Origin of the sequence: Arthrobacter sp. H35-D1, from assembly GCF_030063185.1 — a bacterium.
Classification (GTDB): Bacteria; Actinomycetota; Actinomycetes; order Actinomycetales; family Micrococcaceae; genus Specibacter.
Genome location: NZ_JASISP010000007.1, coordinates 12,554 through 39,016, shown reverse-complemented (window position 1 = coordinate 39,016; position 26,463 = coordinate 12,554). Strand labels below are relative to the sequence as shown.

Annotated in this window: 25 protein-coding genes and 1 riboswitch; of the genes, 14 read left to right on the top strand and 11 right to left on the bottom strand. The window is 61.6% G+C overall.

All coding sequences use genetic code 11. The features are described from left to right. Positions 1-150 precede the first annotated feature (150 nt). Positions 151-1,185 carry a class II fructose-bisphosphate aldolase gene (gene fbaA, locus QMG25_RS09785; RefSeq protein ID WP_283459929.1) on the bottom strand — a complete coding sequence of 345 codons (1,035 nt, stop codon included), beginning with the start codon at positions 1,183-1,185 and terminating at the stop codon, positions 151-153. Next, a complete protein-coding gene (locus QMG25_RS09780) occupies positions 1,185-2,213 on the bottom strand; it encodes a LacI family DNA-binding transcriptional regulator (RefSeq protein WP_283459758.1) in 1,029 nt (342 codons plus the stop codon). Before QMG25_RS09780 ends, fbaA begins: the two co-directional genes overlap by 1 nt. A 114-nt stretch (positions 2,214-2,327) precedes the next feature. Between QMG25_RS09780 and QMG25_RS09775 the strand changes: the two genes are divergently transcribed. From QMG25_RS09775 to QMG25_RS09730, 10 genes are all read left to right on the top strand, one after another. Next, positions 2,328-3,377, top strand: coding sequence for a substrate-binding domain-containing protein (locus QMG25_RS09775; protein ID WP_283459756.1), 1,050 nt, complete (start codon positions 2,328-2,330; stop codon positions 3,375-3,377). A 246-nt stretch (positions 3,378-3,623) separates the two neighbouring features. Then, a complete protein-coding gene (locus QMG25_RS09770; protein ID WP_283459754.1) occupies positions 3,624-4,454 on the top strand; it encodes an ABC transporter permease in 831 nt (276 codons plus the stop codon). Continuing rightward, entirely contained in the window at positions 4,451-5,242 is a 792-nt protein-coding gene (locus QMG25_RS09765) for an ATP-binding cassette domain-containing protein (protein ID WP_283459752.1), read from the top strand. The genes QMG25_RS09770 and QMG25_RS09765 overlap by 4 nt, the downstream gene beginning before the upstream one ends. Continuing rightward, positions 5,232-6,197: a PfkB family carbohydrate kinase gene (locus QMG25_RS09760; protein ID WP_349307125.1), complete on the top strand. Its 966-nt coding sequence runs from the start codon at positions 5,232-5,234 to the stop codon at positions 6,195-6,197. The genes QMG25_RS09765 and QMG25_RS09760 overlap by 11 nt, the downstream gene beginning before the upstream one ends. Further along, a complete protein-coding gene (locus tag QMG25_RS09755) occupies positions 6,194-6,832 on the top strand; it encodes a nucleoside/nucleotide kinase family protein (RefSeq protein ID WP_283459750.1) in 639 nt (212 codons plus the stop codon). Before QMG25_RS09760 ends, QMG25_RS09755 begins: the two co-directional genes overlap by 4 nt. 388 nt (positions 6,833-7,220) lie before the next feature. Next, the gene (locus QMG25_RS09750; RefSeq protein WP_283459748.1) at positions 7,221-8,372 is read left to right on the top strand and encodes a glycerol dehydrogenase; all 1,152 of its coding nucleotides are present in this window, start codon (positions 7,221-7,223) and stop codon (positions 8,370-8,372) included. Positions 8,373-8,547: 175 nt separating this feature from the next. Next, positions 8,548-9,564 carry an App1 family protein phosphatidate phosphatase gene (locus tag QMG25_RS09745; protein WP_502866377.1) on the top strand — a complete coding sequence of 339 codons (1,017 nt, stop codon included), beginning with the start codon at positions 8,548-8,550 and terminating at the stop codon, positions 9,562-9,564. A gap of 123 nt (positions 9,565-9,687) precedes the next feature. Continuing rightward, positions 9,688-10,539 carry a phosphatase PAP2 family protein gene (locus QMG25_RS09740; protein WP_283459746.1) on the top strand — a complete coding sequence of 284 codons (852 nt, stop codon included), beginning with the start codon at positions 9,688-9,690 and terminating at the stop codon, positions 10,537-10,539. A gap of 116 nt (positions 10,540-10,655) precedes the next feature. Continuing rightward, positions 10,656-11,645: a diacylglycerol/lipid kinase family protein gene (locus QMG25_RS09735; RefSeq protein ID WP_283459744.1), complete on the top strand. Its 990-nt coding sequence runs from the start codon at positions 10,656-10,658 to the stop codon at positions 11,643-11,645. Next, positions 11,642-12,451, top strand: coding sequence for a DUF1206 domain-containing protein (locus QMG25_RS09730; protein WP_283459742.1), 810 nt, complete (start codon positions 11,642-11,644; stop codon positions 12,449-12,451). Before QMG25_RS09735 ends, QMG25_RS09730 begins: the two co-directional genes overlap by 4 nt. A gap of 67 nt (positions 12,452-12,518) precedes the next feature. On the opposite strand, the gene QMG25_RS09725 is transcribed toward QMG25_RS09730, so the two are convergent. The 9 genes from QMG25_RS09725 to QMG25_RS09685 form a co-directional block, all read right to left on the bottom strand. After that, positions 12,519-13,943 carry an NADH-quinone oxidoreductase subunit N gene (locus QMG25_RS09725; RefSeq protein ID WP_283459740.1) on the bottom strand — a complete coding sequence of 475 codons (1,425 nt, stop codon included), beginning with the start codon at positions 13,941-13,943 and terminating at the stop codon, positions 12,519-12,521. Further along, entirely contained in the window at positions 13,940-15,427 is a 1,488-nt protein-coding gene (locus tag QMG25_RS09720) for a complex I subunit 4 family protein (RefSeq protein ID WP_283459738.1), read from the bottom strand. The genes QMG25_RS09725 and QMG25_RS09720 overlap by 4 nt, the downstream gene beginning before the upstream one ends. A gap of 5 nt (positions 15,428-15,432) precedes the next feature. Then, positions 15,433-17,358 carry a proton-conducting transporter transmembrane domain-containing protein gene (locus tag QMG25_RS09715; protein ID WP_283459736.1) on the bottom strand — a complete coding sequence of 642 codons (1,926 nt, stop codon included), beginning with the start codon at positions 17,356-17,358 and terminating at the stop codon, positions 15,433-15,435. After that, complete coding sequence (locus tag QMG25_RS09710; protein ID WP_283459733.1) at positions 17,355-17,657, bottom strand: NADH-quinone oxidoreductase subunit NuoK; 303 nt, start codon at positions 17,655-17,657, stop codon at positions 17,355-17,357. The genes QMG25_RS09715 and QMG25_RS09710 overlap by 4 nt, the downstream gene beginning before the upstream one ends. Continuing rightward, positions 17,654-18,232 carry an NADH-quinone oxidoreductase subunit J gene (locus QMG25_RS09705; protein WP_283459731.1) on the bottom strand — a complete coding sequence of 193 codons (579 nt, stop codon included), beginning with the start codon at positions 18,230-18,232 and terminating at the stop codon, positions 17,654-17,656. Before QMG25_RS09705 ends, QMG25_RS09710 begins: the two co-directional genes overlap by 4 nt. After that, entirely contained in the window at positions 18,232-19,170 is a 939-nt protein-coding gene (locus tag QMG25_RS09700) for an NADH-quinone oxidoreductase subunit H (RefSeq protein ID WP_283459729.1), read from the bottom strand. The genes QMG25_RS09705 and QMG25_RS09700 overlap by 1 nt, the downstream gene beginning before the upstream one ends. Continuing rightward, positions 19,163-20,290 carry a hypothetical protein gene (locus QMG25_RS09695; RefSeq protein WP_283459727.1) on the bottom strand — a complete coding sequence of 376 codons (1,128 nt, stop codon included), beginning with the start codon at positions 20,288-20,290 and terminating at the stop codon, positions 19,163-19,165. Before QMG25_RS09695 ends, QMG25_RS09700 begins: the two co-directional genes overlap by 8 nt. After that, positions 20,281-20,631, bottom strand: a complete 351-nt coding sequence (locus QMG25_RS09690) for an NADH-quinone oxidoreductase subunit A (protein WP_283459725.1) — start codon at positions 20,629-20,631, stop codon at positions 20,281-20,283. Before QMG25_RS09690 ends, QMG25_RS09695 begins: the two co-directional genes overlap by 10 nt. Before the next feature lie 532 nt (positions 20,632-21,163). Then, positions 21,164-22,006: a M23 family metallopeptidase gene (locus QMG25_RS09685; RefSeq protein WP_283459723.1), complete on the bottom strand. Its 843-nt coding sequence runs from the start codon at positions 22,004-22,006 to the stop codon at positions 21,164-21,166. 5 nt (positions 22,007-22,011) lie between these two features. Beyond that, positions 22,012-22,215: riboswitch (cyclic di-AMP (ydaO/yuaA leader) on the bottom strand. Between the two features lie 683 nt (positions 22,216-22,898). Between QMG25_RS09685 and QMG25_RS09680 the strand changes: the two genes are divergently transcribed. From QMG25_RS09680 to QMG25_RS09665, 4 genes are all read left to right on the top strand, one after another. Then, positions 22,899-24,512 carry an FMN-binding glutamate synthase family protein gene (locus QMG25_RS09680; RefSeq protein WP_283459721.1) on the top strand — a complete coding sequence of 538 codons (1,614 nt, stop codon included), beginning with the start codon at positions 22,899-22,901 and terminating at the stop codon, positions 24,510-24,512. Between the two features lie 189 nt (positions 24,513-24,701). Beyond that, positions 24,702-25,037: a hypothetical protein gene (locus QMG25_RS09675; protein ID WP_283459719.1), complete on the top strand. Its 336-nt coding sequence runs from the start codon at positions 24,702-24,704 to the stop codon at positions 25,035-25,037. A 339-nt stretch (positions 25,038-25,376) separates the two neighbouring features. Next, the gene (locus QMG25_RS09670) at positions 25,377-25,673 is read left to right on the top strand and encodes an FCD domain-containing protein (RefSeq protein ID WP_283459717.1); all 297 of its coding nucleotides are present in this window, start codon (positions 25,377-25,379) and stop codon (positions 25,671-25,673) included. A gap of 36 nt (positions 25,674-25,709) precedes the next feature. Continuing rightward, positions 25,710-26,405: a maleylpyruvate isomerase family mycothiol-dependent enzyme gene (locus tag QMG25_RS09665; protein ID WP_283459715.1), complete on the top strand. Its 696-nt coding sequence runs from the start codon at positions 25,710-25,712 to the stop codon at positions 26,403-26,405. The last annotated feature ends 58 nt before the right edge of the window (positions 26,406-26,463 follow it).

Below are 26,463 nucleotides of genomic sequence, written 5' to 3'. Positions count from 1 at the left end.
AGCGGCCATGTTCTTCGATCTACGCCAAAATCCGCATGGATGGATGATGCCAGACTCGCCCACCCCGGATTCTACGAGATCGTGCCCCGAGTCCCCCCAGGACACCTGTTCAGGACTTTCATCATCAGCCTTTTTGCACAGTTCCTTTAGCTAGTTCAAAGACCGGCTGGCAGATCCGAGCTGTTGGGCGGCCTCCACGACTCGGGCCGACATGGCCTGTTCGGCAGGCGCCCCCCACGACCGCGGATCATAAGACTTCTTTATGCCCATCTCACCGTCTATCTTGAGGACTTCGTTGTAGTGGGACAGCATGAAACCAGCAATGGACCGTGTAAATGCGTATTGGGTGTCGGAGTCTATATTCATTTTGACCACCCCGTGGCTCACGGCTTCACTTATTTCTTCACGGGTTGAGCCGGACCCCCCGTGGAACACCAAGTCCAGTGGTCGGTCGGCACCCGCCTGTTGTGCCAGTGATGCCTGAATTTCACCCAGCAATTCTGGCCTGAGTTTCACCTTCCCTGGTTTGTAGGCACCATGGACATTGCCAAACGTCAATGCAGCCATATACCGACCTTTGTGGCCGGTTCCCAGTGCTTCCACAAGCTGTCGGACATCGTCAACGGTTGTGTATAGCCGCTCGTCAATGGCACCGACGATGCCATCTTCCTCACCGCCAACGACGCCAACTTCCACTTCGAGAATCGTTTTTGCCTGCTGGGACATGGTGAGCAATCGTTGTGCGATCTGCAGATTGTTGGACAGAGGCAGCGCTGATCCGTCCCACATATGAGATTGGTACAGCGGCAAAAGTCCACTCTTCACACGTTTGATGGAGTGCTCCAGGAGTGGCAAAACCCAGTCTTGGAGGTTGGCTTCGGGGCAATGATCGGTGTGCAGGGCTATCTTCACGTTGTATAGTTTGGCTACTTCGTGGGCATATAATGCCAGTGCCAAAGAACCGGCAACCCGATTCTGCACGACGCCCGACAGGTACTGCGCGGTGCCCACCGAGACCTGAATAATGCCGTCACTTTCCGCCTCGGCGAAGCCGGCCAGTGCCGCGTTGAGGGTTTGAGACGAGGTGACGTTGATTGCAGGGTAGGCGTATCTTTCTTTTTTTGCGGTGTCCAACATTTGCGCGTACTCGGCGGGGGTAGCGATTGGCATGGCATGCTCCTTGATTAATTGGTACAGCCGCAGGAATTCCGGTGGTGGTAGATGGTATGAGTCCTTAGAACCTGGCGGGGCCCCTCACTTCCTTCGATCCTGTCGATCAGGAGGTCCACGGCAACTCGGCCCATGCTCTTCACGTCTTGTTCGATGGCAGTCAGCCGGGGTTCAAATACATCGGCCCATTCGAAGTCGTCATAGCACACCAAGGCAACCTCATTGGGCACTTTGAGCCCGAGGTCTCTCAATGCGTGCATGCAGCCAATGGTCATGGCATTGTTGAGGACAACGAGAGCTGTAGGGCGTGACTCCATGTCGTGAAAAAGTTCGCGAACTGCACGATAGGCTCCCTTGGCCTTGGAGTTTCCCTCGATCATCGTCGTCTTGACCGGAAAATCGGCGTTGGATATGGCGGACTCGAACCCTTGGACACGCTCGATCGTGGACTGGATCCCCGGCAGGCCGGTCACCGCCGCGATGTAGGTGTGACCCAGATCAATTAGGTGACTCGTGATCAAGCGGGTGGGCTCGACATTGTCCGGGGCCACTTGGTCACAGTCCACATCGGCATGCCTGTCGATTAGCACCATCGGTGTTCCGTCGTTGATGACGTGTGGAAGATTCGAGGATTCGCTGTTCGGTGCCGGAGCGATAATCATGCCGTCAACCTGGCGGTCCAGAAGCGTTCCAAGAAGCGCCTCTTCACACTGCTCGTCGTCATGCGAATCACCCATCACCAGGCTGTAGCCGCGGGTGGATGCACGCTTCTCGATACTGTGAACCAAATTTGCGAAGTATGGATTTCTCAGGGCGGAAATGGACAGTCCAATGGAATGCGTGCGCGACGTCACGAGAGCAGTCGCCAGCGCATTACGACGAAAATGCGTCGTGTCCATCGCGGTCAGCACTCGTTGCCGAGTACTGGGGCTGACCGTGCGCGTCTCATTGAGGACATGCGAAACGGTGGTGATGGAGACACCCGCCTCACGGGCGACATCTGCCATTTTGCCCAAGAGACCTCCTGCGTTGAAATTGCGCATCTGGTGACACGAATCACGCTAATTTGTTTTAAACGCTTGCGCAAGCGTTTGCGGGAGTCTTACAGTGGAGCCACTCTACGGCAGATCCCTGCCTCACTGGCCAAAGGAGTCCAGATGGCGAAGTACAGCAGTTTCAGGAAGATTGCCCCGCACACCAGAATGCGCCGATCACTGTCGGCGTTGGCGTTGGCTGGTGCACTAGCCCTTGCCGCCACGGCGTGTGGCGGCAACGGTACCCCCGGTGCCACAAATGGCGGTGGTTCCGCTAACGTAAAAGTTGGGCTGATCACCAAAACCGACACCAACCCATATTTTGTGAAGTTGCGCGAAGCGGCACAGGCCGAAGCCTCCAAAAAGGGTGCCGACCTGATAGCGCTCGCAGGCAAGTTCGACGGCGACAACGAGGGCCAAGTAACCGCCATCGAAAATCTCGTCAGCCAAGGAGTGAAAGGCATACTCATCACTCCGAACTCGTCCACAGGTATTCTGGCTGCCATCAAGCAGGCGCGTGATGCCGGCGTCGTGGTCATTGCCCTGGATACGGCCACCGACCCGGCCGATGCGGTCGATGCCACGTTTGCGACTGACAACAAGCAGGCGGGCGTGTTCGAAGGCAAGTGGGTCAAGGGAACCCTGGGTACAAAGACACCGAAGTTGCTCATGCTCGATGGAACGCCCGGTGGCACGGTGGACACCTTCAGGCACGACGGGTTCCTGGAGGGCATGGGAATTGCGTCCGGCTCGCCCGAGATCGCAGGCATGGAGACGACCAACGGCGACCAGACCAAGGCACAAACAGCCATGGAGAACCTGCTCCAGCGTGTTCCTGACGCCAATGCCGTCTACACGATCAATGAGCCAGCCGCTGCTGGCGGCTACCAGGCCATTTCGGCCGCAGGCAAGACCAAGCAGATCACCATGGCATCGATCGACGGCAGCTGTACGGGCGTCCAAAACGTCAAGGCCGGCAAGATCGGCGCGACGGTTATGCAGTTCCCGGCCAAGATGGCCCAAGAGGGAGTTGACGCCGTGGTCAAGTTTGCCCAGGACGGCACCAAGCCGAGCGGATTCAATGACACCGGGGCACAGCTGATCACGGACCAGCCGGTCGAAGGGCTAGATTCCAAAGATACTGCTTGGGGTTTGGAGAATTGCTGGGGATAACTTCAGTAAATTGACGGTCTGGGCGCCATACGAGGGCGCATAGGCACCAGTGTCTTTAGGCTGCACGTCCCAGAGAGGCAACTCATGACCACCACGGATTCCATCAGATCCGGACCGCCGCGACCCAGCCGGGACTGGACTTGGGTAGCACGGCAACCGCTCGTGGGGCCGCTGGCTGCACTCATCCTCGCCATAGTTGTCTTTTCGATAGGATCTCCCCGATTCCTCACTCCCTACAATCTTTCCTTGATCGGTCAGCAGTCAATTGTGATCGGCATCTTGGCAGTAGCCCAGACCATCGTGATTCTCACGGCTGGCATTGACCTTTCCATCGGCGCCATCGCAGTGCTTGGAACAATTGTGATGGCCAAAACCGTTGAAAGCGCAGGCGGCGTAGGCGCATTGCTCATCGCCCTCGTAGTCTGCGTTGCCATTGGCGCGATCAATGGGTCCTTGGTGTCTTTCCTCCGTCTCCCCCCGTTCATCGTCACGTTGGGCACCTTCACAGCTGTAGCGGCGGCCAGCCAGTTGTATGCCGGATCTGCCACTTATCCCGTCACATCACCGCTCCTGACATTCTTCGGACAGGACTTCGGAATTGGCGCCTGGCGTACGACTCTGGGAGTCGGGGTGATGGTCGTTGTGTACCTTGTCTGCTTCTATGTCTTGAACCAGACTGCGGGCGGCCAGCACGTCTATGCTGTAGGTGGCAACCCAACTGCGGCTCGCTTCACCGGAATTAAGACGAACCGGACGCTGCTCATGGTCTACATCATGACCGGCGTGATAGCCATGATCGCTGCATGGGCGGCACTTGGAAGAATTCCCAATGCGGACCCCAACGCCTACCAGACTGCCAACCTGGACACGATCACCGCCGTCGTCATCGGCGGCACCAGTCTCTTTGGCGGTCGGGGGTCGATCGTCGGAACACTGATTGGAACTTTGATCGTGGGTGTCCTGCGCAATGGACTGACTCTGATAGGTGTCGACAACCTCTACCAAAACATCGCCACGGGGGTGCTGGTCATCTTGGCCGTGGCCTTCGACCAAGTGGCTCGCAGGAGGACTCAGTGACTACATCGCACACTCGCGTGCTACAAGCCCATAACTTAGTGAAGCGCTATGGCTCGGTAACAGCGATAAATGGGGCGGATTTTGAGTTGCGTGCCGGCGAAGTGCTGGCCGTTATCGGCGACAACGGGGCAGGGAAATCAAGCCTGATCAAGGCCCTCTCCGGTGCATTGGTCCCCGATTCCGGGGAGATCAAGATGGACGGCAAGCCCGTTCGATTCAAGACAACGCTCGATGCCAGGCACCACGGAATTGAAACGGTCTATCAGGATCTATCGGTGATCCCCGCTCTGGACATTGCAAGCAACGTTTTCCTTGGCCGGGAGGTTCGCAAGAAGGGATTTATGGGCAACGTACTTCGCCAACTCGACAAGCCTTGGATGCGGTCGGAATCCATGCGCCACCTTGCAGATCTGAAGATCGGCATCAGGTCCGCAACACAGACAGTTGAAACTCTCTCAGGTGGACAGAGACAGGGTGTGGCTGTGGTTAGGTCCGCGGCCTTTGGCAAACGCGTGATCATCATGGACGAGCCCACAGCTGCCCTTGGTGTTAAGGAATCCGGAATGGTTATGGACCTCATCCGTCAAATCCGGGAACGTGGCCTGCCCGTGATTCTGATTAGTCACGACATGCCCCACGTCTTTGACGTCGCCGACCGGATCCATGTACATCGCTTGGGCAAGCGCGCAGCCGTCGTCGACCCCAACGTACGCAGTATGGCCGAGGTCGTCGCCTTGATGACAGGCGCCCTCGAACCGACCGAGGAGGAGCGCAACGGTGGTGCATGAGTCTTCGCCGTCAGGGTCCTGCGGAGTCTTCGTCGGATTGGCGACCTTGGACATCATTCAACGGGTTCAGGAGCTACCGGGCCGCAACGCCAAAGTCACGGCATTGCGACAAGATGTCTCCGGAGGTGGGCCCGCCCTCAACGCCGCCGTCATCTTTTCCAGGCTCGGCGGAAGGGCAACTTTGTTGACCCGGCTGGGACAAGGCAGCATTGCAGCACTAATCCGTGAGGACCTTGAGATCAACGGAGTTGATGTGGTGGACCTCGCTGGGGACCTATATAAACCATCTGTATCAACAATCACTGTCGACGATGCTTCTGGGGATCGGCAGATTGTTTCGACCGACGCACGGCATGATCCATCTGGTCCCCAGGGAGTGACTTCAGCAGATGGCCGCCGTATCCGTGCAGCGTTGGAGGGACTGGGCCGGGCAGACATCATTCATCTTGATGGGCACCATCCAGATTTGTCTCTTGTCGCTGCGCGATGGGGCAGCGACTTAGCTATCCCACGCGTGCTTGACGCCGGTCGATGGAAACCAATAATGGAGGACTTGATCCAACTGTCGACAGACGTTGTCTGCTCAGCAAATTTCACTGTGCCAACTTGGGATCGCGACCTGTTGCCTTGGATCTTGGCTCAAGGGGCTGAACTGGCCGCGATTACGGATGGACCTCATCCGGTGAAGTGGATGACCGCCACTGAGGAAGGAAGCATCGAGGTGGCACAAGTCCGGGCAGCAGACACGCTTGGCGCTGGCGACTTCTTTCACGGCGCATATAGTTTTGCCCGAACGTTTCATGCTAACCACGGACGGAGCTCCGCCCGCTCGACATCACTGCGGTTCGCAGGAAATGTCGCCAGCCTGAAGTGTTCCAGTGTTGGAACGCGGGAATGGTTACACACGGTGGCTGACCAGGGCCTCCTTGACTTCTTGAGGACAGAACAAAAATGACTACTTCGGTTCACATCGACGAGCTGATTGAAACGGCTGCCACCATGGCAACCAGCGGAAATCGGTCAATCCTCGGGATTACGGGTGCCCCCGGTGCAGGCAAATCCACTTTGGGCAGCCGGATTGTCGATGCCCTGGGTCCAGACATGTCCATTTTGGTGCCGATGGATGGTTTTCATCTAGCCAATTCAGTGCTTGTGGCGACCGGCCTCCGACAGGTCAAGGGCGCCCTGGAAACCTTCGACGACGCGGGATACGTGAATCTGCTCCACCGAATTCGAGACCAAAAGTCGGAGGAAGTAATTTATGCACCCACTTTCAACCGCGATCTCGAGGAACCGATCGCGGGCAGCATCCTCATTCGGGCAGACGTTCCGCTTGTAGTAACTGAAGGGAACTACCTCCTGGCCGAGACTGGGGCATGGCCGACCGCCAGGACCTGGCTGACGGAATCTTGGTTTCTCAACCCAGAGCGAGACAGTCGGCAGCGCTGGCTCGTTACCCGTCACATGGACTTCGGCAAGTCTCAGGAAGAGGCTAGAGCGTGGGCCCTCGGATCCGACGAGAACAACGCAATACTGATAGAGTCGACGGCCCACCGCGCAGATCGGATCCTTCGGGTCGACGGACTCTAATTCCAGCGGGATGTCGGCTTGGTGGTTGTTTGGGTTGCGCAACCCGCAAGCACGCTTTCGATGCCCTGGAATCACCCCTGCCACCAGGTCGTATGCTTCGCCGCACCTATTCTGTTCCACGGGAACACTGGCATCCTCAAACGCGCCGAAAACTTCCCCGGTCCGGCCACGCCATCGAACAACTCGAAACCATCATCGTGGACGGCCGTGGCGTCGAAGCCTCCGCGCGCGCCGCGAGTGAAATGTGTGGCTCATCCGTCGCGCTGGGCAACACTGGCACCAGGATTTCCCACAAGTGGAACAGTCCCATGGATAACCCATGCGCTACTCGGTACGCTAATGCTGGTGGCTGTTCGGCCACATCGACGATGACGTCAAGGAGTTTCTCATGTCTGCTAGTAGTCCCATCCGCTCAGTCATCAGCCCCGGTCGCTATGTGCAGGGTCCGGGAGCCATGGCCCGGCTAGGAGAATTCGTGGCAACCATCGGAAGCACGCCCTTGATTGTTGCCGACGACGTCGTGTGGGGTTTCGTGGGGCACGATGCAACCTCGTCGCTGAAAGCGGCTGGATTGCCCGTCATCCGGGAAGCCTTCCGTGGAATGCCGACGGCAAAGGAAATCAACCGACTCGTCGAAGTGATCAAGAACGCCGCCGCCGACGTCGTTGTCGCTGTCGGCGGCGGAAGTACCATAGATGCTGTCAAATCATCCGGGTTTCTCGCAGGTATTCGGTGGGTGACAGTACCCACCGTCGCTTCCACGGATGCGCCGACATCTGCGCTGGCCGTCGTCTACACAGAAGATGGCGCGTTCGAGGAGTATCGGTTCTTTCCCCGCAACCCGGACCTCGTCCTCGTCGATTCACAGATTGTTGCAAATGCTCCGGCTGCGTTCCTCGCTGCGGGAGTCGGCGACGCCTTGGCCACCTGGCTCGAGGCCCGTGCAACAGCGGCATCCAGCTCACTGACAATGGCCGGGGGGCTGCCCACCCTCACAGGCACGGCTCTGGCCCGGCTTAGTTGGGATGTCCTCTGGGACAACGCACTGCCAGCTCTCGATGCAGTACGAGATCACCTTGTCACCCCGGCAGTGGAAAAAGTCATCGAAGCCAACACCCTGCTCTCCGGCCTGGGATTCGAGTCCGGTGGGCTGGCAGCAGCCCATGCCATCCACAACGGGTTGACTGCGGCACGGCAAACGCATGGACTGGCCCACGGGCAGAAAGTCAACATCGGCTCGCTCACGCAGCTCGTCCTTGAGGGTGCACCGACCAATGAAATACGAGACTTTGTCGAATTCACCACCCGAGTGGGCCTGCCCACTACCCTCACAGAGATAGGACTAACGGCGGAAAGCACTCACGAACTCGCGCTGGTCGCCAATGCCGCCACCGTGGCAGGCGAAACCATTCATGCCATGCCTTTCGAAGTGCGCCCCGCCGATGTCGTCTCTGCGCTTAAATCCATTGAGCGGTTCTCCCGTCGGATCCGCGACGAAGCAGGCCTCCCTGCGCCGAAGCCATACGTCGCTGCCCACTGACGGGAGAGCCACGAGCGGACCGGGTGAGAACGAACCGCGTGCATCGCGGCTGATTTGCTGCGGCAGCACAGGACTTCAGTCACTGGAAAGTCCGATTTCGTGCGAAGCTGGAAGCATGGCCCCAGCTTCGCACCAATCACCTCTCAAGACCTCTGCTGAACAGGATCGTGTCCCTGTGCCGGAACCTCCGGCACCAACTCTGCTCGGCTTGCTCATGCATGTGGCCGACGCCGTCCACGAAATCCGAACACGGCTGGCCAATGCCACCGGTTTCGCCCCCACCATCGTCGCTTACCCGGGCTACGGCAGCACCACGCGGGTGCGCGTGCTGGCCCGGGTGGTGCTGACAACCAAGCCCACCGCCGCCACGGGCAAGGTGCGCGGCTGGAGGGCCTTCACCAGCGTCCCCGTCCGGTACAGCGAGGTGGAGGTGGAGATCGACGGCGTCGTCCATGCGGTGCGCGCCGACTCCGGCGGACTCGTGGACGTGGTTGTGGACGCATCGTTGGAGCCAGGCTGGCACACGGCCTTCCTTCGCAGCGAGGTGGCAGCTCCCGCGGAGGCCGGCATTCTCATCGTGGCACCGGAAACCACGTTCGGCATTGTCTCCGACATCGATGACACCGTCATGGTCACGGCGCTGCCCAGACCACTGCTGGCCCTGTGGAACACTCTTGTCCTCAGCGAGCGGGCACGGACACCCACGCCGGGCATGGCCGTCTTGCTCGACAGGCTGGTCGACAAGCACCCCGAAGCGCCCATTCTCTACCTCTCCACCGGACCGTGGAATGTGGCCCCGGCACTGGCACGGTTCCTGGAACGGAACCTGTACCCGAAAGGCGTGCTGCTGCTCACCGACTGGGGACCCACCCGCCAGCGGTGGTTCCGCAGCGGCCAGGAACACAAAACCAGCAACCTGCAGCGGCTGGCAGCGGAATTCCCCGGCATCCGGTGGCTGTTGGTGGGCGACGACGGCCAGCACGATCCGGAGATCTACGCCGACTTCGCGCGCTCGCATGCCGCACAAACGGCCGCAATCGCCATCCGAGAGCTGTCCACAGGGGAAGCTTTGCTGGCTGGTCGCCGAGCCCACGAGGACGGGCCCGCCTCGGGCCACGGCGGCGTGCCTTGGGTTTCCGCACCCGATGGGTCCGGGCTCGCGGCGCAGCTGAAAGAGCACGGTATTCTCTGAAGCTGTCGATCCGGGCGGCTCGGCCTCCCTGGCGGAGTGGTGGTTCCCCGCAGCTCCATGCCGGGTGCTTCCAGCGTCCAATGCGGGGGAACTATTGTCACCGAAAACTGGCAAGATATGGGTATGGCGAAACAACAACCCCCAGGACCGACCAACCCGCAGTCCGGCCGGGAGGGCGAACTCACCGACGACCGATTCCTGGGGCAGACGGATCTTACCCGGTGGCGAGGGCCGGGCGGCCGCTGGCTCGCCGGCGTCGTGCGTTGGCTCAGTGCCCGGATGGGACCGCACGCCGCACTGATCCTCACGCTCGCCATCGGCGCCGCGATCGCCGCCGCGCTGACATATGTTTCCGCAGAAGTCTATGAGGCCGTCACCGAGGCCGACGACGTTGCAGCGCTGGACCATCCGCTGCTGGAGGCAGCCAAGAGTGTACGCTCACCGTGGCTGGACACGTTCGCGACGGGATACACCGACATCGCCGGGACCATCGGGATGCCCATCCTGGCGGCCACCATCATGGTGATCCTCGCCGTCAAGCGCCGGTCCTGGACACCGGTGATACTCATGCTCACGGCGACGGCGGGATCGCTGCTGATGACGGTTGCGGGCAAACAGCTGATTGGACGGGCACGCCCGCCCCTGGCGGACGCCATCCCACCCTATGAATACTCGCCCTCGTTTCCCAGCGGGCACACGTTGAACGCCACTGTGATCGCAGGCGTGGTGGCCTACCTGATCATCCTGCGTTTGGACTCCCTCCGGAGCAGGGTCCTCACGGTTCTGGCCGCCGGCTTCTTTGCCTTCACCGTGGGACTGAGCCGCATTTACCTGGGCCACCACTGGTTCACCGATGTGTTGGTTGCCTGGACCCTGGGCGCCGTGTGGTTGGTCTTGGTGATTACCGCCCACCGGCTGTACCTGACGGCCAACCGGCAGTCCGCCGACGCGGGGTCCGCGTCGCCGGAGCCGTGATGGGCCCCGGCAGTGGTGGCCGGCAGTGGTCCCCGGCCCGCACCCCGGGCTAGGGTTAGGATTCAATTCAGCGCCAATTTCCGCAAAGCAAGATTCCCCAAAGACATGAGGTCCCCATGGCAGAGAACCAACCCCGGCAGGGCAAGCGGGCCGCTGTGGTCATCAACCCGGTGAAGTCCCCCGACAAGCAATTCAAGGCCACGATCACCCAAGTGTGCACGGATGCAGGCTGGGAAGAACCCTTGTGGTTGGAAACATCCAAGGACGACCCTGGCCATGGTCAGGCGAAAGAGGCCTTGGAGGCCGGGGTCGACGTCGTCATTGCCGCGGGCGGGGACGGCACCATTCGCGCTGTGGCCGAGGTTCTCGCCGGCACGGACACCGCGATGGGATTGTTGCCCCTGGGAACGGGCAACTTGCTGGCCCGCAACCTGGGCATTGACGTTGCCAGCCCGGTCCGGGCGGCGCGGGGCGTTTTGGAAGGAACCGAGAGCAGGATCGACGTTGTGAAGGTGGTGGTCGACCATGCCGAGCAGGAGCAGATGTTCCTGGTTGCGGCCGGGCTCGGATACGACGCGTCCATCATGGCCAACACCGTGGACGGGCTCAAGGACCGTGTGGGCTGGCTCGCCTACGTTGAATCCGGCCTGCGGAACCTGCCGGGGAAACCTGTCACGGCCACGATCACCGTTGACGGCAAACAAGAGAAGCATCGCAAGGTTCGCGGCGTCATGGTGGGCAACTGCGGAAAGTTGATGGGCGGCCTCGAGATCTTCCCGAACGCCGTGGTGACCGACGGCATCCTGGACCTACTGACGTTTTCACCCCACGGGAGGTTTGGCTGGCTTGGCGTGGTGGTCGGGGTCTTTGGCAAGGGCAAGAGCCGCTCAGTGCGGAGCCTTTCGGGCAGGACTGCGGAAATCTCCTTGGACAGCCCGCAGGAATTCCAGATCGACGGCGACCACCTGGGCTCGGCATCTCACCTGCGGGTCACCGTTGATCCACTGGCGCTGACCATCCTGATGACGGCGTCACCTGGCCGGGACGAACTGACGGAGGAAGCAATGAGAAACGAAAACGCACCTGCCCCTTTGGACGCCGAGTGAAGGCCGGCAGGAAAGCACGCACGGCGGCCAGCCGCGCCGGCAACAGCAACACGCTGGCCATGATTGCCCGGATCGGGTTTGCCGCCAACGGGCTCACGCACGTGCTGATCGGATACCTCGCCATTCGCGTTGCCTTGCACCAAGGAGGCGAGTCGGACCAGTCCGGGGCGTTCGCGCAGCTGTTGAAACTGCCCGGCGGAATGATCGTTTTGTGGATCATTGTCGCAGGGCTCGCCGCGCTGTCCTTGTGGCTGCTGCTCCAAGCCGCTCTTGGCCTTGGTTCGTCCTCGAAGAAGCGCTGGGTGAGGAGCCTGGGATCGCTGGGCAGCGCCGTCGCGTACATCGCCGTGGCCTCGACGGCCCTGTCTTTTGCGCTCCGGCGTCCCAGCGATTCCTCGTCTTCTTCGACGGAGGCCAGCGGGACCATCCTTTCACTGCCCGGCGGGCAGGCGCTGCTCATCGCGGTGGGACTCGTTACCGTCGGCATTGGCGGCTACTTCATCTACAAAGGCGCCCGGCAAAAGTTTCGGAAAGACATCACGGTGCCTTCCGGTCGCTCCGAGCGGCCCGTCGTCGTGCTGGCCATGACCGGATTCATCGCCAAAGGCATCGCCATCCTCACGCTGGGCATCCTGTTCATCGTCGCGGCCGTCCAAGTGGACCCGAAAGAAGCCTCCGGCCTGGACGGGGCACTGAAAGCCCTGACTGAATTGCCTTTCGGAGAAGCAATCCTTGTGGGAGTGGGCGTGGGACTCATCGCCTACGGCCTCTACTGCTTCGCCTTGGTGCGCCTGGCCCGGCTGTAACACTTCTTGCGGCCTGCGCGAACCAACCGTCCGGCTGTCCACATCGGCTGTCCCAGCCCGAAGAGGACTATGCGTGGGTTGCCATCCACATTCCGGTCACGGCTACGCCCGCGGCGAGCACGGCGGCACCCAGTATTGCTGCAGTAGCCTTGACTGTTCGGGGGGCCTCCGGGACGGAGCCGTCCATGGGTGCGCTGCCCGGTCCGGGAGTTCGAAATGCGGGCCGGATCAGTCTGAGGTAGTAGACAAGGCTGAGCACTGAGTTGGCGGCTGCGACCACCACCAGCCAGGGCATCCCACCGTCCCAGGCCACGGTAAAGACGGCGACCTTGCCAATGAACACTGCCGTCGGAGGAGTGCCCACGAGGCTGAGGGCACTGACAATCAAGGTGCCGGTCAGCCATGGATGGGCTCTGGCCACCCCCGGCCAGTCATCAAGTTCCGCTCTCTTGGGGAAGCAGGCAACCACGGCGAACAGGGCCAGGTTGGTGAGCGCATAGAGGCCGATGTAGGCCAGCAGTGCCAGCGCAGCGCCGTCGCTGGTGGTGATGACGGCCAAGGGCATCAACAGGTAGCCGACCTGGCTCACGGTCGACCAGCCGAGCAGCCGTCGCACGTTGTTTTGTGCCAGTGCAGCGAGGTTTCCCACGGTCATGCTGGCGACGGCAAGAATGGCGACGAGCAAGGGAACATCCACTGTGCCCGGCATGACTTCGATCAGCCGGCCCAAGGCGACGAGCGCCCCGATTTTTGGCACTGTCGTCAGGAACGCGGCAATGGCGATTCCGGCGGCTTCGCTGGCGTCCGGAATCCAAAAGTGCCCGGGAACGGCTCCGGCCTTGAAAGTCAGTCCGATCAGCACCGCAACGGCGCCACCGGCCACAGCGACGACCGGGGCGGTGCTGAGTGCTTCGGCCATGCCCTGGTAGCTGCTGGTTGCGGCAAGCCCCGTCAGGAGAGTGACCCCGGCCATGAGGAGAACGCCGAACAGCGCCCCGATCAGATACGTTTTCAAGGTCGCTTCGGCGGCCGCGCCACTGCGGGACAACCCGATCAGCGCGTAGAGCGGGATGCTGGCCAGCAGGTACCCGGCAACCAAAACGAGCAGATCGGTGGCGCCCCCGATGACGACTGTGCCAAGAGTCGCCAACAGCAGCAGCGCGTACGTTTCACTTTCGCGCACCGAGCCGATGAATTCATGCCGGCCCAACAAGATGACAACGAGGGTCGCCAAGGGTGCGAGCACTCGGACGACGGCGGTGGAGGTGTCGAGGGCGTAGCTGCCGCTGAAGATGAACTCCGGCATGCCTGCCAGACCCGCCAGCCCGGCCGCCGCACTGACCCCTAGTGCGCCGAGGCTGAACCAGCGGGTGATGATTTGCCGGTTCCGGGGCAGAAAGCTCCCGCCAAGAAGGACCAGCACAGCTGCGGCGAGCAGGACAATTTCCGGGGCCAGGGCCGCATAGTCCATGTTGAGCGCCTTGGATGTCACGGCTGCAAGTTCCCGACGAGGAGTTCGGCTGCCGGTGCAATCATGCCCAGCAGTGGGCCGGGAACGATCCCGATAAGAACAACCAGCACCATCAGCACGGTCAGTGCCATGGTTTCCCGGCGGTGGAGGTCGGGGAAGCCCACCGAGAGCCCTTTAGTTTCGCCGGTAAACACACGCTGGAACGCGCGCAGAAACAGAACTGCGGTGATGAGGATGCCCGGCAGGGCAAGGAGTGCCCACGGGACTGTGCCGATGCTGCCGGTGAAGACTTGGAATTCGGCAATGAAGCCACTGAATCCGGGCAGCCCAAGCGAAGCGAATGCGGCGACGGCGAAGAAGCCGGCGAATCGAGGTGCGGGGCCGGCCAGTCCGCCGTATTTGCCCAGGTCGTAGGAGCCGGTGCGGTCGTAGAAAACACCGGCGAGCAGGAACAAGGCACCGGTGATGAGTCCGTGGGAGACCATCTGGGTCACGGCCCCGGCGATGGCAAGCTGTTGCGCCTCCGCGGTATTTCGCCCCACGACGCCTGCCGCACCGACGGCAAGGATGACGTAGCCCATGTGGTTGATGGAGGTGAAGGCGATCATTCTCTTGATGTTTGTTTGCACCAGCGCCACGAGGGCGCCGAAGATGACCGAAACAATGCCCACAATCACGATCACCCAGGCCCAGCTTCGCCAAGTATCGGGCAGCATGGGCATGGCAATCCGAACGAAACCGTAGGTGCCCATTTTCAGCATCAGACTGGCCAACACGACCGATCCGATGGTCGGAGCGTCGGTATGGGCCGGCGCCAACCACGAGTGGAACGGGAAGGTGGGTGTCTTCACGGCCAGGCCGAGCACGATCGCTGCCAGCACGAATCCTGCAGCGACAGGTGTGCCGGTGAAGGCGCCCCGCTGGGACAACTCCACCATGTCGAAAGTATGCGGGTCCGCCCCGAGATAGAGGCCAATGAAACCTAGCAACAGGGCAAGGGAGCCAAGAAAAGTATAAAGAAAGAACAGGAGTGCCGAACGCCGATTGTTGCCGTGCCCCCACCCGGCGATGACGAAGTACATGCCGACGATCGAAAGGTCGAAGAAGACGAAGAACAGGATCAGGTCTTGCGCGGCAAACAGGCCAAGACAGGTCGTTTGCAGGAAAAGGAAGAGTGCGGCCTGCGGTCTGGGCCGGTCATTCTCGCGCAGGGACCAGATAGCGCAGGCCACGAAGATGACACCGGTCAGTAGCAGCAACGGCAGCGAGAATCCATCGACGCCGAGGTGGTAGCTGCTGCCCAACTGCGGCATCCAGTTCACGCGTTCCTCGGCCTTCAACCCATTCACCCCCGTGCCGGCCGTGGCAGTGAGTACCATCAGCAAGGCTAAGTCAATGATCGTGGCGGCCAGCCACACCAGCCCGCCAGCCCTGGCCGGCAGGCCGCGCCAAACGGCCAGGGCCACCCCGACGATGACGGGAAAGAAGAGAATGATGCTGAGCACTGTGGCTACCTCACGACGATCAGAAAGATGAATGCGGCGACGGTGACCATGGCGGCACCGGCATAATAGTCGGCGATGGCGCCGGTCTGGGCTCGGCGAACCAAGTGACCAAGGGACGCCGTGCCACGTGTGATGACCCCGAGCGTGCGGTCCACTGCGTGATCCAGCGTGTCCGTTTCGGCACCGGTCCGCCCCAGCACGCGGCCAACACCGTTGACGCCGGCGTTGAGCCGGACATCGAGGGACCCCGCACGGTTGGCTGCGTCCCCCAGCATGCGTCCAGCCCCGGTGACGGCTGCGTTGAGGCGCCCATCCAGACGCGCCAGCGCCTCGGCGGTGACGAACATGGGACGCACCAGCACCGCTGCGGAGATTCGTTCAAGTCCGAACCAGTGGCTGGCGGCCGCAATGCTTGGGGTGCCGCGACGCAACACGAGACCAGCCACAACAAGGGCGATCACCGCAGAAGCGGCCAATTCCCACACGGTGCTTTCGGCCTCCGCCTCTGCATTCAGCAGCCTCCGGAACGGCTCGGACAAACCTGGCACGGCAAGGATTCCGAGCACCGCAGCCGCGACAGCCAGGACCACCAGCGGTGCGGTCGCTGCCGAAGGAATGCCGCGGGTGCCCGCCTGTTCCGTGTCCCACAGCCTTTGTTCAGTGTCAGTCCGTTCCTGCCGGGACGGTGCGGCCCAGACAATGGCTATCATCTTCGCTGAATAGGCGGCAGCCAAAGCCGCACCGATCAGACCCGCCGCATAGAGGGCGGGATGGATGTGGAGAGCGGCGGCGAGAATGGCGTCTTTAGCCCACCACAGTGACAGTGGCGGCAACCCGGCCAGGGACAGCGCCCCGAGCAGGAAGGCAGCCCCGGCCACAGGCCAGCGTCTGCCAATGCCCCGCAGGGCTGGAAACTGCTTCGTGCCCACAGCGGTAAGCCACGCCCCGGCAACGAGAAAGAGCAATGCCTTGGTGGCGGCGTGGGCGATCAGCTGCGCGGCACCGCCGGCAGTGGCACCCAGTCCGGCGGCCAGAACAACGAAGCCGAGTTGGGCGGCCGTCGACGCGGCGAGCAGCTGTTTGAGATCGCTCTGGGTCAGTGCGACGATGCCGAGCACCACCGCGGTTGCAGCACCGATCCATGCGGCCGCGGGACCGGCCCATCCCGAGGCCAGCAGCAAGGGTTCAAGCCGAAGCAGGAGGTATCCGCCCATGGCGACCATCGCTGCAGAGTGCAGCAGCGCGCTGACCGGGCCGGGTCCTTCCATGGCGCGGGACAACCAGAAGCTGAACGGAAGTTGTGCCGCTTTCCCCAGACCCGCGATGAGCATGCCTGCGGCAATGACGTGCAGCCAAGGGCCGTCCGCAGCCGCGAGGTCCTCCAACCGCCAGCCGGATCCGGCGACGACGGCGGCTCCAGCAGCGGCGTAGATGCCCAGGTCCGCGGCCCGGGTCACGGCGAACGCCACCAGCCCTGCCGGCATGGTTCGTGCTTCCTGCCAGCGGAATCCGATCAGGGCGTAGGAGGTGGCGCCCATGATCTCCCAGGCCGCAAGCAGCGCAGGCAACGATGTTGCGGTGACGGTGACCATCACGGCGGCGGTGAACAGGAGCATGAGTCCGTGGAATCGACCCTCCGGGCGCAGACCCTCGGCCCCCGCGAAGACCAAGACGAGCAGGGCCACCGCGGCAACAGTGGGCAGCAGGACCGCGGTGAGGCCGTCCACGGCCAGGGCGGCGCCATCCGGAGAAACGAACGGCAAAACCACGGCTGGCGCGGTCGCCGCGGCGACAACGGCGGTAGCGAGGGTAAGGCTTGCGACGGTGATGGACAGGCCGGTAGCTGCGCGGGCCAGCCGGCGGCCCGCCAGTAGGAGAAAAACCCCTGCAAAGGCGGGCAGTCCGATCATCAACAGCAGCGCCGCGCTCATCCGTGCAGCTCCGTGGCAGCATCGGTCATGTCCGAATTCCGGGACCGGTGAATCACCGTGGCGACAGCGAAGCCCATCGCCATTTCCACCGTCATCGCAGCGAGAATCACCACCAGCAGTGTCTGGCCGTCCGGTGTCGGGGCAAGGAAGAACCAGAGGGCCCCTCCTGCCAGGAGCACGCCGTTGATCATCACTTCAATGCCCATCATCACCATGACGAGGACCTGCTGGGACAGTGCACCATAGAGGCCGATGGCGAACAAAGCGGCTGCAATCAGCAGCACCAATTGCAAAGTCATCGGCCCAGCCCTCCCCGGATCGGATCCTCCGGCTCGGACCGCCCGTCGGCGCCACGCCGGTCGAGGTTGTCCCCGCGCCGGTCATAGCGGCCCCGAGGATTTGCCAACACCAGGGAAGCAATAATCGTGGCGAACAGAACCGGGCTAATGACCAGCATCACCAACATCTTCGATCCCATGAGGGACTCCCCCAGCGATGCCGTCACATTCGCAGCTGGCACACCCATCCGTTCAGGCCACGGAATCAGCAATGCCCCGGCCGCCAGCAAAACAAACACGAACACCGCAATAATCGCCGATCGGTGTTTGTTGTGCCTCATGTCCATCGGCATCAGGGCCGGATTCATCCCCATATACATCACCATGAACACGGCCATGATCGCCATCTCCATCACCATCATCAAGATGGTGATGACCCCGATGTAGTCAAGCTCCAGCTGGACAATGATCGCACCCACGGCGATGAAGGAAAGGGCCAACGCATAGGAGGCCCTGGCCATTGAATTGACGATGAACACGGCCGCCGCGCTCGCCACGGCCACTATGGAGAAGAACCAAAACAGGACGACGGACATCACAGGGCCCCTCCGTTGACGACGACGATGACGGCAGCAACAGCCACCTGGACCAGGACCAGCGGCATAATCAACACCAAGGCGACCTCCGCAAGACGCTCGGGTCGCAGCGTTGGAAACAGCCTGCGGACAGTGAGCAACAAGGCGACGACCGCGAGAGTCTTTATCACCACCCACACCCCGGCCGGAAGCCACGGCCCGCTGCCGCCACCAAAAAACAGCGGTACCGAAAACGCTGCTCCCGCCACCAGAATCATGTAACGCCCGGCCAGGACCACGAGCCGGTCCACACCACTGAGCTCACCGATCACCCCACCGGCTGCATCCCGCCCGGTGGCAGTCTGGAACGGGCCCCAGGAGGAAAAGGCCACGACAGACGCTGCAAAGACCAGAAAAGCGACGGGCATCCAGACCACGAACCAGAGGCCGCTTTGCGCGTCCTGAATATCCAGCAGGCGCAGGCTTCCTGCACCAATGGCCGGTGCAGTCAAGGCAAACATCAGCGGCAGCTCATAGGATAGCGCCTGGGCCAAAAAACGATAGCCGCCAACCAGCGACCACGCACTGTTCGCTCCCCACCCCAGCAGCCACCACAGCGCCCACAGCAGCACGTCCATGGCGTTGAACCAGACCAGTCCCACTGACAAGTCGGCAAACGTGAAACCTCCGAACGGAACCACCAGAACCTTTAGCACGGCCGCCACGACAAGCCCAGCGCCGCCGATCCGCCACAAGAGGCTATCTGCTCCGGGCAGGGTCCGTCGTTGTTGGCGCAGCAGCCGTGCACTCTCTTGGAGCGGTGCGACCCAGCCGGATGTGGTGGAGACCCCCCGGGTCCTGCCGTCCAGAGCGGCGTTGGCTGCCGCGGCCAAGAGCGCCACCGCTGCCAATGCGAATGGCAGCACCAAGACCCAAACGGCACCATTGACGCTATCCATGGACTGCCCCGCTCAGCTCCGCGATCCGGGAGGGCTCGACACATGCAACAATCAGCCGCGCGACGGAAAGCTCTTGGCCTAGCAACGCGGTACGGACGTCCTCGAGGCTCGCGGGCCACACTGAACCGTCCGGCTCAAGCTCCCCTTCAGCCAAATGCGCGGCCGCAGACTCCAGCCAGCCGAGCAGCACAGTGCGTGCGCCAATATCCACTGCCTTCGGGATTCCTGCCAGCGACCAACGCAGAGTTCGCGAACGCTCAAGCTGCCGGTACACCCGGCTCAGTCTCACCGCCATCTGCTCAGGCGCATTTCCGGTGATAAGTCCGTCGCGGATTCGCCGAACTTTCAGTGCCACTGTTTCCCACCCGGCGACAGCGAGCAGGTATCCGGCCGCATCGCAGAGCATGGCAGCCCGTGTTGTGGGCCCGGCCGGCAAACCTGCCGGGATTGCGTCCAGGGATTTGTTCGTCCCCGTGCCGGGAAGAAATTCCATGGCAGCGTCACCAATGACGTCACCGTGCAAAGTGCAATGCACCACCAGGCCGGCAGGCCAGTCAGGCAGGACCGGCCCCAGGGTGAGGTGGATGATGTCCATCTCCAATCCATCACGGTCACTTTCATCCCCGCTGGCCAGCGGAATCCCGGCAGGACCAGACATATCCATGTCCATGCCCATGTCCATCCCTTCCATGTCCATTGCGCCGTCTCCATGGCCATCACCGGAAGAATCACTTCCGTCGCTGTGCTCGGACTCAGCGGAGCCCCCGATGACGTGCTGCGGGCGTTGCCGGGCGTCGCGTGATTGTTGCTGCTCGTCGCGCAGAACTGCGGGGACAGCATCCAGTGTCTCGGATATCGCCGCGACCGCCGCAACGGACGTGCGGTGGCGAGGGCTGGGGATTTGGTTCCAGACGCCGTCGGCGATCTCAATGAAAGCATCCGGAGCCTCACCGACAATGAGCAGCACATCTGCATCGGCCGGGGCTTCGGCCAGAACCCAGCCGCGGGCCGCGATCGAAGCCTCCACCTGCATTCGCAGCATCAAATGCCCTGGAATTTCAAGAATAAAAACATGGATACGGCCGGTGGCCAACCGGGCAACAATCCCCTTCACACCCATCGGAAAGCCCCCTCTCGCCAAGCCCAAACGACACCAACAAGGAGCACACCCAGGAATACAAACATTTCTATAACCGCCTCAGCGCCCATCTGCGCCACGACCACGGCCCATGGATACATGAACAGCATCTCAACATCAAAGGCAAGGAATACCAGTGTCATCGGGTACCAACGGGCATGGAACCGGGACAGTGCATGCTCGCGTGGCAGCCATCCCGACTGGAACGGAAGCACCTCGACGGTTGCAGATGAGACGGAGACCACGCGGCCGAGCAAGTACAGCACACCGATGGCCGCCAAGCATGCACCAATCACGATGAACACGCTCAGGTAGGGGGACATTGGCGTTCCTCTCGTAAAAGGTGGACATTCCAACTTCCGACACAACATGGATCAATGGTGGCTACTCGCAACAGTTTGGCGATCCCTGCAGGGTCGCCTCGCTTGAAAGTTACTAGTTGCCAACCATACCCCCCAAGGGTATATTTTTGTTGCTATTTGCCATATTTTTTTGTCAGTCTCAGATGACTTCAGCCAATAGAAAGGTTCACGACGTGCATGCCTGCACGTGATCGGCGGCCTACATCCGTCGCCCATGCAGCCAACCCAAGTCAGCAGTACAAGTGTCGTCACCACCACGGGCCCCGCAGTTGCTGCGGGGTCCGAGGCTGCGCAGTCGTCACCTTCGGGCAGTTATACGCCGATGGCCAATCACGGAGATCGCGTCCCCGCAGCAGGGGCTCCCACACCGGAGCCTCCACCGCACGGGCTGGTCCTGTGCAACAACGACTGCGTCACCGGCACGCCTACTGACGTCCTGAAGGAACTCTCCCAGGGCATGCATGGCCTGCATATCCGGTCCAAGCGGGAAAGATCAGAGGAAGGGGGCCGGGTTGACGGTTTGGTCGTTCTCCATCACTTCAAAGTGCAGGTGGCAGCCGGTGGAGTTCCCCGTTGTTCCCACTGCGGCAATCTGAGCGCCGGCGCTGACCTGTTGGCCAACGCTGACTGCGATGCTTTCGAGGTGGTTGTAGGTGGTTTTGATGCCACCGCCATGATCCACGACGATGCGGTTTCCGCCCCCGTACTGGCTCCAACCTGCCTCGGTCACAGTGCCGGCGCCGGCAGCGAACACTGCGGTACCGCACGCACCGGAAAAATCAGTTCCTGTGTGTAATTCCCCAGCCGAGCCGGTCAAGGGATTGGATCGGTACCCAAAGGGAGAGGTGACGTTCAATTGGGCCAACGGCGGGAGCAACCCCGAAGAGGGTTGAGCAGCCGGGGCTTGCTCCACGGCTGCGGGCACCGGCTCCGCCGCCGGAACAGGCGACGCGAGCGCAGCGGCTGGGACCAGAGCTGCAGCAGGCGTGCCACCGGCATTCGGTGCCGGCGGCGCGGGCTTGCTGGAGACCTCCGGTTTGGCAAAGGTCACCTCAACATCTTTGTCGGCAGTCACAGACTGCTGCGAGCTTGCCGCAGGAGCGGCCGACTGGACGGTGGCGGTGACAGCAGAAGAAAGACGGTGCGATTCGGCATGGGCTACCGGCAGGGCCGACAGAGCGATGACTCCGGCCACCGCGACGATGCCCAACTGCTTGCCGCTATTGGACCGTTTGAAGGCTGGCTGTGAGATCAGTGTCCCGCGACGCAGGCGCAACGTGGGGCCGGATTTGGTGGTTGTGGCACGACGACGGCCGTGGTGGGGTGCTGCAGACAAGATGGTAGTCCTCTCGACGCCGGCGAAGTTAGCTGTCGGATTCGGGCGAGTGGCCTGCCCGGCCCGTTCAACAGGCACAGCCGTGAAGACAGTGACTCGTTGTGCGGGCTTCACCCCAAGGTGCCATGCGGCACCGGTGGTGGTTCCTCCACCCCCGTCTGGTGGCTGAACGGTCGTGGCCCGCCGACGGGGTTTGGCGAAGCGGTCCACGATCGCACCCTCAAGGGCACGTTTTTTTCCAGCCTAATCGAGAACATCCAAAAAGTTATAATTTCGTTACATACGCATTTGATGCCGATACTACTTCATTTGGCGTTGTTGCGCAGCTGCTGTCGGGCAGTCCACAACCGCCAGTCGCGGAAGTGGATTCGATCGGAGCCCCACGTCCCCAGTCAGCAGCGCCTGCACTGCACTGCTGATCGGGCACGTGCCCCGGAACACCGGGCTAGCGCCACCCAGGACGGTAATCTGTTCTTCAGGAACAGTCATGGTTTTCCCCGTCATTTGCTCTAGTGGTGTCCAACACCCACATCCATGAACTCGATATGAAGCCAATATGGCAGCCACCATCTGGCGCGGTGGGCAATGCCTGCTACTCCCTCAACCCACCCGATGCGGAGTACCTCAGCCACAGGAAGTACTTCAGCCGCGTCGGAGGCCTGGCCTTGATGTCCCGCTCCCTTCATCAGCACGTGGACCACACCTGCAACCAGCTTCGGGTCACCGGGCATCTCGACATCCACTGCTCGGCTTCGTTCGACGGGCTCCCCCGACCAACGCAGGGACGAAAGAATTCCTGCGGCTCACACCGTGGTTGCTCTCGACGGCGCCTGCTGGATTTGCTCTGGAAAAAGGGGTCCGTTACGAAGGTCGTCAGGTCTATGCTGGGGTCATGCTGCGGATCCTCATGGTTTCCATATTGCTTCTTTTGACAGCTGTTTCAGTGCTTCTGGTGGCCCTGGCGGGGCCGGGCTTGTGGGTGGCAGTGGCGATTTTTGCCGCGTTGCTGATCTTGGCCATTTCAGACGCAACACAAAAAAAGCATTCAATTCTGCGGAACTATCCGGTGATCGGGCACCTGCGCTACGCGTTCGAATACATTCGCCCAGAGCTCCAGCAGTACTTCATCGAGCGGAACTATGACGGCAGGCCCTTCGACAGGGACACCCGGTCCCTGATCTACGAACGGGCCAAGGGCACCAACCAGGAACAGGCGTTCGGCACCGAACGCGACGTCAACGCCGTCGGCTATGAATATCTGGTGCATTCGACGACGCCGAAGGAGCCGCCGGTGCATGCGCCCACCGTGCGCATCGGCGGGCCCGACTGCACACAACCTTATGAGATGGCGCTGTTGAACGTTTCGGCCATGAGCTTCGGGGCGCTGTCCGCCAACGCCATTCTGGCGTTGAACAAGGGAGCCGCGATGGGCGGCTTCGCCCACGACACGGGCGAAGGAGGGCTTTCCGAATACCATTTGCGCAATGGTGGCGATATTGTCTGGGAGATCGGCAGCGGATATTTCGGGGCACGGACCAAGGACGGCGATTTTGATCCGGCAATGTTCGCTGAAAAGGCCGCAAACCCGTCCGTTAAATGCCTCTCGCTCAAACTCAGCCAAGGCGCCAAACCTGGAATTGGCGGAGTCCTTCCGGCTGGCAAGGTCACCGCGGAAATTGCCAAGGCCCGCAGTGTGCCCGAGGGCGTGAAATGCGTCAGCCCGGCGGCGCACAAGGTCTTCTCCACTCCCCGGGAGCTCATCCAATTCATGGCAACCATGCGCGGGCTGGCCCAGGGGAAGCCCGTGGGGTTCAAGCTCTGCGTCGGATCACGCAAGGATGTGCTGGCCATGTGCAAGGCAATGATTTCAGAAGGCATAACACCGGATTTCATTATTGTCGACGGCTCGGAAGGGGGCACCGGCGCGGCACCCATGGAATATGAGGATCATGTGGGAACCCCCTTGACGGAGGGGCTCATGTTGGTCCACAACGCCTTGGTGGGAACCGGGCTCCGTGATCGGATTCGGGTCGGCGCCGCGGGCAAGGTGGCCACCGGCACGGACATCGTCAAGAGGATCATCCAGGGCGCCGACTACACCAACGCGGCTCGCGCAATGATGATGGCCACTGGCTGCATCCAATCCCAGCGCTGCCACACGAACCACTGCCCGGTGGGAGTTGCCACCCAAGACCCGCACCGGGCCCGGGCCCTCGATGTGGAAAGCAAGAGCGTCAGGGTGCAACTCTTTCAAGAGGCAACTGTCAACGAGGCACTTCGAATGATGGCATCCATGGGGACCGCCGGCCCGGACGAGTTGACCCCGCTGATGTTGCGACGCCGGATCGGCCACATGAACACGCAATCATATGCCGAACTTTACTCTTGGTTGTCGCCCGGCGAATTGTTGGCACAGGCGCCCGACCACTGGGCGGAAGACTGGGCGAATGCGGACGCGGATTCATTCGCTGCCCAGCGGGGCCGCAACGGAAGGACACTGCTGTGAGGACGGTGGCGACCATGACCGTCCAAGCCGCGGTGGGCCGCGGGTAAAGACGGTCTGGGTTGAAGGTCGGCTGGGCCTGGATCGGTTTACGGCACGCAAAAATTGGCAGTGTTTTCTTCAAGGAGAGCACCACTGACAGCCTTCAGTGATGTGGCAGTCTTTCCCCAAACGGTCACGAGCCCATCCCGGATGCCGTCCCTTCTTGAGCAGGCGGCCAGTGTCACCCTGCTCGTAGGGATGGGGACTCGGGACGCAAAAGAGCCGGTACTCGAGGTCGCCCGGAAGCTGGCTGCCCCCATGGTCTTGACGCTGAAAGCCAAGGAAGGGCTCGACGACGGCAACATCCATCAAGTTGGCCAGTCGAGGCTGATAGGAAACCCTGCCGCCCAACACGCCCTTGAAAGCCGTGATGCGCTCTTGATGGTCGGTACCGAGTTTCCCTACCGGGGCTCCTGCCACCAGGGCAAAACAGGTATCCGGATTGACTGCCACAGATTCAGCGTGGACTCAGGCATGTGCCGGTGACCAGAGGAGCTGTTGACCCAGAACGAGTCAGTGCTGTGCGCGGTCATTCTCTGCAGGTTGCTCGAGATGAGAAGCCTCTCGCCGCATGAGGCATGATGCATGCAAGGATTCGCTGAGATGTTCCGCCACCGTCGGGCCAACCTGACCAGCAGGGCAAATGGGGTCTCCGGCAACCCCATCGGCTTCCACGCGTTGTCAGCTGTGTCAGCCGGGGTGCAGTCGTCGAAGGCGTTCAAGATGGTGCCCGCCATGCGCAGCAGAAGGCGGTTGACCACAAATGCTGTCCCATCATGAACCAGCACGGCGGTCTTTTTCAGTTCCTCCTCAAGCCTGAACACGGTGCGGGCGGGAGGGCTCACGGAATTGAATGCCTTCAATGCTGCTTTCCACAGAATATTCGTGGAGCGGTGCGGAGACAGGCACCTTTCCATCGCCTTGCGTGCAATCCTGCGCCCGACCATGGTGGCGCACACTTTTCTCAGCTACTCCCCGGAGTCCTTGCAAAGAAGCATGAACCATCATGTGGAGCTGGTGGCTGCGGCGAAGGCCCGCGACGGGGAATGGGCTGAGGCTGTGATGCGTGTTCACATCCTGGCCGCCAAGAACGCCGTCGTTTCTGGGGACGTCAACCCTTAACGCCGTTGTTGCCGGGTGCTCCGGTATGCTCAACCCATGCTTCCGGAACGCTACTTAGCTCAGCTGGCCAGCACTCTCGATCGCCTGGTCAGGATTGCACACCAGTCGGACCAACTTCTACGCCGTCCTGTTCCCGCGTGTCCGGGCTGGACACTCGACGAACTTTTCGGGCACCTCGGCTCAGTCGAACGATGGGGAAGCCAGGTGCTGCTGGAAGGTAAATCTGTTGAGCGTCCGGCCGCGCCGGCAACAGGCGCTCCGACATGGTTCCTCGAAGGGGTGGGTGACTTCCTCGCGGCAATGGCAGCCATTGATCCCGAGGTCCCGTGCTGGAACTTCGGCCCTCCCCCGCGCAAAGCCGGATTCTGGCTGAGGCGCCAAGCCCATGAACACACCCTCCACCTCATCGATGCCTGCCAGGCAACGGATCTCGAGATGCCCGCACTCGATGAAGACTTCATGGTCGACGGAATCGACGAGGTCCTGACGATGATGACCCCGTTCCAGCTCCGGCACAAACGCATGCCTCCTGTGGAAGCGGCCGTAACCTTCAATGTGCCCGGTGCGGCCAGCTGGACACTTGGCGAAGGTCCTGCGCTGGCATCGATCAGCGCACCCTTGCAGGAAATGTACTGCGGCCTCTGGGATCGCACTAATCTCGCCAATACCTCAACCCTCGACGGTGATACTGACCTCGCACTTCGAATCTTGCAAGGACCACTCACGCCCTAACCGGACCACCGTTCTTCGAAATCTGCTTGAGGCAACAGCGGAAAAAATATGTAGGTCC